Raw genomic sequence first — 5,634 nt, forward strand, 5'->3', positions numbered from 1 at the left:
GCCACGGAATCCCGCCCGAACCCCGTGCCGCGTAGCGGCACAGGGCGGACGAGAAGGCCAGAACCCTCGGGCTTCAGCCCGAGGAGCAAGTCAATTGTGCGACTCGGTAGGTACCTACCTGTCTCTTCTTTAAGGATTTGTGCAGAACTGACTGTTCTGCATTGCCGCGGGCGCCAGTGGCGGCCCGTGGCACAAGGGCCAACTGCGGGGTGTCGCCCCATTGACCGGGAGCGAGCACCTGCGGAGTGCTGATGGGCCGAGTCATGCGACCCATCGGACGGCCTCCTAGGGTGTGGTGGCTGCGGTGCGGTAGAACTCGGCTGCGGTGACGGTGGCGGGGACACCGAGTTCGGTGGCGACCGCGGTGATCGCGCCGGCGCCGACGGCGGGGTCGGCCTGGCCGCCGGTGGTGAAGTACGGCGCGATGAACGTCTCGTAGTGGGCCCGGACCTCGTCCGCGGTGTGCCGGCCGAGGAAGGTCTGCATGTGCCGCACCGTGGTGTCGGGTTCGTCGTGGATCACCTGCAGGGCGCGCCGGTGGGCTCGTACGACGGCCTGGATCCCGGGGTCGTCCGGCTTGGTGTAGGTGGGGTCGACGGCCACGCCCACGGTGGGGATCTGGAAGTGGTCGCCGATCCAGGCCAGTACCTGCCAGCCGTGCTCGGCGGCTAGCGCCTCCGGTGCCATGGTGCTGCCCACCAGGGCGGCGTCGATGCTGCCCTCGTGCAGCCGGCGCAGGTCCATGCCGTAGTCGCCGGGCGGGCGGACGACGGTGTGGATGTCGCGGTCCGGGTCGAGGCCGGCCCGGCGCAGCACGATCCTGGTGAAGCACCCGGGTGCGGTGCGGGGGGCGTGTACCGCCAGCCGCCGGCCGGCCAGGTCGGCCAGGGAGGTCAGGCCGGGGCGGGCGAGGAACCAGAACAGCGGGCGGGTGGTGTTGACATGGAGTGCGACCCAGGGGATGCCGTCGGTCAGCCGGGACAGCAGTGCCCGGCCGAGCCCGATGGTGGCGCCGCGGCGCAGCCGCTCCTCGTCCCAGGAGCAGCCGTCGCGCAGCGCGACGTGGACGCCCTCGTCGGCGTAGTAGCCCTGCTGGTCGGCGATGTGGGCGACCAGTTCCTCGTGCAGGCCCCGCCCGACGTAGGCGAGATCGATCGTGTACATGAATGTCTTTCCTTGATCGTGTCGCCGCCCTGTGCCCGTGCAGGGCGCTGCGGCCCATGGTGCTGAGGTGACGGTGTGCCGGAAAGCGGTGCGGCCGACGGCCGGACCCGGACGGTATGGCCCCGTGTCACAGGGCGGCGGGGCGTCAGTACATGGACATGCCGCCGTTGACCGCGGCCGTGGTGCCGGTCATGAAGGCGTTGTCCTCGCCGGCGTAGAAGGCGACCGCCTGGGCGACGTCGTCCGGGTGTGCCAGGCGGCCCAGCGGGGTGGCGGCCACCTGGCGCTGCTTGTGGGCGTCGTCGAACACATCCGTCATGTGGGCCATGCGGGTGTCTTCCACCGGGCCGGGCGCGACGATGTTGACCGTGATGCCCTGCGGGCCCAGTTCCTGGGCGAGGTAGCGGGCGAACTGCTCCAGTGCGGCCTTGGAGGTGCCCAGCGCGATCATGTGCTCCCGGGGCCGGCGGCTGAGGCCGGTACCGATGTAGATGATGCGTCCCCAGCCCTGTTCGGTCATGGCGGGCAGGACGGCTTTGGTGACCGCGAACGCCGCATGCATCTCGGCGTCGAGCTTGCCGCCCAGTTCTTCCCACGTCATGTCCTGGAACGACTTGACCACATACGGGATGAGCGCGTTGTGCACGAGCACGTCGACGCCGCCCCACGCCGCCTGGACCTGCCCGACCATGCTCTCGACCGCCGCCGCCTCGCGCACGTCGGCCTGTACGGCCATGGCCTGGCCGCCCGCGGCCTCGATGCCGGCCACGATCTCCCCGGCCGCCGTGCCGCTGCGGAGGTAGTTGACCACCACGCGCATCCCCCGGGCGGCCAGCAGCCGCGCGGTGGCCGCACCGATTCCGCTGCTGGCCCCTGTCACCAAGGCCACCCTGCCGCTTGTCCCGGTCATGGGCCCACCTCCTGCTCCTCGTCGCGGGCTCTCGGCATGACCGCGCGGAGTTGTTCATCGCCGAGGCCGGGGTGTGCGGGGTGTGCGGGGCGGATCGCCCCGTAGAGCACGGTGTCGACGCTCGCCCGCAGCAGATCGGCCGCGGTCCGGTCGAGTTCGCGCGGCAGCTGCGAGGTGAGCAGCCGCTCCAGCGCGCCGCGGGTGATCTCACTCAGCAGCTCGGGCGGCGCCGACAGCAGTCCCTGCTGGTGCCCGTCCCGAAACAGTTCGTCGAGCCGCCGGTAGACCACCGTGTCCACGCGCTGCTCCACGTACTGGCGCAGCACCGCATCGCCCCGTCCCGCCGCGAGCTGAGCCGCGCCGATCCGCCCGAGTTCACTGCCCGCCGCGATCAGAAACCGCTGGACCCGCACACCGAACGGCTGCCCCTGTGCGTCCTGGGCCGCCGCCAGCGTGCGCTCCACCGCCGCGAACTGCCGGTCCAGCATCGCGGTCAGCAGGCTGCGTTTGTCCGGGAAATGACGGTAGATCGTTTTCTTGCTCATCCCGAGCTCACGGGCGAGATCGTCCATGCTCACCCGCGCGAACTCCGGCGCGAAGAACAGCCGGCCGGCCGCCTCCACGATCACGTCGGCACGCTGCCCGTCAGACTCGGAAACTTTCGAAACTGTTTTAGTTTCCATAGTTTCCATGCTGGCTTCCTGCCCCTCCGCTGTCAAGGCATGCCGGGCGTGCGGAACTGCGTGGCCGGAGCGGATCGCACGGGTGGGCCGACGAGGGTGATCGACGCCGGCCGCATGTCCTGCGGCTGCCGGCCATGCCGGCTCGCAGGACGGCGCACAGCTCGGCGACCACTCGTCCCGGCGTCGATCTGCAGCCTTGCCCCGGCGGCACCGCGGCTGCCGGACCTGTGGGTGTCCTATCCGGCGGTGGCGAGCCCGATGAGCAGCAGGGCGATGTCGTCCGTCCGGGTGGCGGTCTGCCGCGCATGGTCGATCAGGGCTGTGGCGAGTCGGTCCATGGGCTGGGGCCAGGCGGCCCGGGCGAGTTGGGCGGCGAGCCCGCTCATGGCGTCGTCCAGGTCGACCCCGGGAGTCTCGACGAGCCCGTCGGTGTACAGGGCGAGGACGGTGCCGGGCGCCAGCGGGATCCCGGTGGAGGGATAGGCCGCGTCGGGATCGATGCCGAGCAGCAGCCCGGGCGGCAGGTCCAGGACCGCGGCGTGTCCGTCCGGGTGGCGCACAACCGGCGGGGGATGCCCGGCAGTGGCCAGGACGGCCCGGCGGCGTGCGAGGTCGAGATGGGCGTACAGGCAGCTGACGAAGCGGCCCGGGTCCATGTCGACCAGCAGGCGGTTGGCCTGCGTGAGGGCATGCGCCGGCGTGGCCCCGGCGAGGGCCTGGGAGCGGATGGCGGGGTGGATTCGGCCCACAAGCGCGGCGGCGGTGGCGTTGTGACCCTGGACGTCGCCGATGACTGCGGCCGCGGTGGTGTCGTCCACCCGGACCAGGTCGTAGAAGTCGCCGCCGATGTCCATGCCGCGGACGCTGGGCAGATAACGGGCGGCCGCATCCAGTCCCGGAAGGTCGGGCAGCGAGTCGGGGAGCAGGGCTGCCTGCAGGGTCTGCGCGAGCTCCTTGCTGGTGTCGTACAGGCGGGCCCGTTCCAGCGCCTGCGCGATCAGTCCCGCGAGTGCGGTGAAGACGACCCGCTGCTGGGCGGGGAAAGGGCGGGGGCGGTCGAAGGCGAGCATGCACGAGCCCACCGGGCGCCCGGAGGCGATCAGCGGCAGAAAGGCCCAGGCGTGCAGACCGTCCTGGCGGGGGACGGACGGATAGGTCCGGGACAGCTCCTCGGAGGTGGCGAAGAAGCTGGGCACGCCGGTGGCGAGGACCTGGACCGCGGGGGCCGGGCAGGTCAGTGGCGCTCCCTCGAATTGCTTCAGGAGCCGGGGGTGGTATCCGCGGCATCCGATGACACGCATGCGGCCGTCCTCGGCCGCGAGCAGGGCCACGGTCCGGGCCCCGAAGGCCGGAAGCATCTCTTCGGTGATCAGATCGACCACGTCGCCCACGCCCACGGCTTCGGAGAGGGCGGCGGCCAGGTGCAGCACCCGGTAGACCTCGCCCAGGCGGATCGGCTCGCCCTGGGGCGTCCCCGTCCTGGCGGGCGCAGCCTGCGAGGCCCCGCCCGGGTCGGTCGGCGAGATACGGACGCTCACTCCGGATCCGTCGGGGTAGAGCTCGAATGCGAGCCACCGGTCCGGCGCGGGCATGGCGGTGTAGTAGCCGGGCTCCCGACTGACCACGGCGGCGCGGTAGTGGTCCTCGAAGGCCGGGTCGGCGCACCAGGGCAAGGACTGCCAGGGGCGCGTGCCGATCAGATCGGGGACGCTGCCGCCGAGGAGGGCGGCGGCGGTGGCGCTGACGTAGGTGAACCTGCCTTCGAGGTCGAGGGAGCAGCTGCCCTCTGGCAGCCGTTCGACGAAGTCCGCCGCGGCCTGCGCCTGGGCCGGCCTCCGTTTGCGGGCGGGCGGCTGCGGCAGACTGCGTGGTGCCGGTCCGGGACTGACGGCGTGGCCGGTGCCGGCGGCGTCACGCAGCAAGCGCCCCAGGCGCCGACCGGCGGCACGGACCCGCTCGGGGCTCGGACCGGAGGGCCCGGCGGTGTCGGAGCCGGGCCAGATCAGCAGCAGCGTGCCCCAGGCTGTGGTGCCGGTGAGGATCGGCGCCGCTGCCACCGCATGGTGGTACGGCAGGGCGATCGCCGTGCGCGGGTATCGACGGGCGAGCTCCTGGGGGTCGCCGAGCCAGACCAACCTCCGTTCGCGCACCGCCTCGGCCACCGGAACGGGACTGGACAGCGCCATTCCGAACCAGGGCGCGAGGTACTCCGCCGGGATGCCCGCGGTCACCTCCAGCCGCAGCGCCTGCCGGTCGGGCGCCAGCAGGAAGACCGCTCCCGCATGCACGCCCGTGTCGCGCACGGTGAGTTCCAGCAGCCGGTCCAGCGCGGCCCGGCGTACCGACTCGGCGGGCGAAGGGGGGCTGGACCCGTAGGGCTGTGCGGCGCCGTCTTCCCGTATGGCGCACATACCAGCACCCTACGTCCGCACAGGCCGGCCCCGCGCGGGAGGCCCGGCTGCAGGGCCCGTCACCTCTTTCGCTGCCCCTGTACTCCAGGGCGAAGAACGACCAGTCCCCGTGCTCTTCGACCCTCACGGCACCGTCACTGTCCGCGCCCGGTCGCCGCTGCTCGCTGAGACGTCTCATGGCGTCAAGTCGGCAAGCTGCTGGGGCCAGTTGGGGGGAATGTGATGTGTCCGTCGAACAGTTCGCTGGTCTGCAGGCAGTGGTGGAGCTGTCGCAGCCGGGACCGACGCCGATGCGGGCGAATTCGTGTCAGCGTTCGAGGACGAGGGCGAGGCCCTGGCCGACGCCGATGCAGAGGGTGGCGATGCCGGTTCCGGTGCCCTTGCGGGCGAGTTGGTGGGCGACGGTGCCGGCGAGGCGGGCGCCGGAGGCGCCGAGGGGGTGACCGAGGGCGATCGCGCCGCCCTG

Annotated in this window: 4 protein-coding genes and 1 pseudogene; all 5 read right to left on the minus strand. The window is 72.0% G+C overall.

What is annotated here, in order from left to right:
- Positions 1 to 285: 285 nt before the first annotated feature.
- Positions 286 to 1,164 carry an ABC transporter substrate-binding protein gene (locus ACZ7M2_RS52310; protein WP_471601350.1) on the minus strand — a complete coding sequence of 293 codons (879 nt, stop codon included), beginning with the start codon at positions 1,162 to 1,164 and terminating at the stop codon, positions 286 to 288.
- Positions 1,165 to 1,309: 145 nt separating this feature from the next.
- A complete protein-coding gene (locus ACZ7M2_RS52315) occupies positions 1,310 to 2,074 on the minus strand; it encodes an SDR family NAD(P)-dependent oxidoreductase (protein ID WP_471601351.1) in 765 nt (254 codons plus the stop codon).
- The gene (locus tag ACZ7M2_RS52320; protein WP_471601352.1) at positions 2,071 to 2,703 is read right to left on the minus strand and encodes a TetR/AcrR family transcriptional regulator; all 633 of its coding nucleotides are present in this window, start codon (positions 2,701 to 2,703) and stop codon (positions 2,071 to 2,073) included. The genes ACZ7M2_RS52315 and ACZ7M2_RS52320 overlap by 4 nt, the downstream gene beginning before the upstream one ends.
- Before the next feature lie 290 nt (positions 2,704 to 2,993).
- A complete protein-coding gene (locus tag ACZ7M2_RS52325) occupies positions 2,994 to 5,168 on the minus strand; it encodes a SpoIIE family protein phosphatase (protein ID WP_471601353.1) in 2,175 nt (724 codons plus the stop codon).
- A gap of 307 nt (positions 5,169 to 5,475) precedes the next feature.
- Positions 5,476 to 5,634 (minus strand): annotated as a pseudogene (locus ACZ7M2_RS52330) (3-oxoadipyl-CoA thiolase); the annotation flags it as partial.

Source organism: Streptomyces sp. NPDC111507, assembly GCF_055638955.1.

Coding starts and splice junctions, on each gene's coding strand:
- ACZ7M2_RS52325 (WP_471601353.1), bottom strand. CDS start 5,168: ATGTGCGCCATACGGGAAGACGGCGCCGCACAGCCCTACGGGTCCAGC.
- ACZ7M2_RS52310 (WP_471601350.1), bottom strand. CDS start 1,164: ATGTACACGATCGATCTCGCCTACGTCGGGCGGGGCCTGCACGAGGAA.
- ACZ7M2_RS52315 (WP_471601351.1), bottom strand. CDS start 2,074: ATGACCGGGACAAGCGGCAGGGTGGCCTTGGTGACAGGGGCCAGCAGC.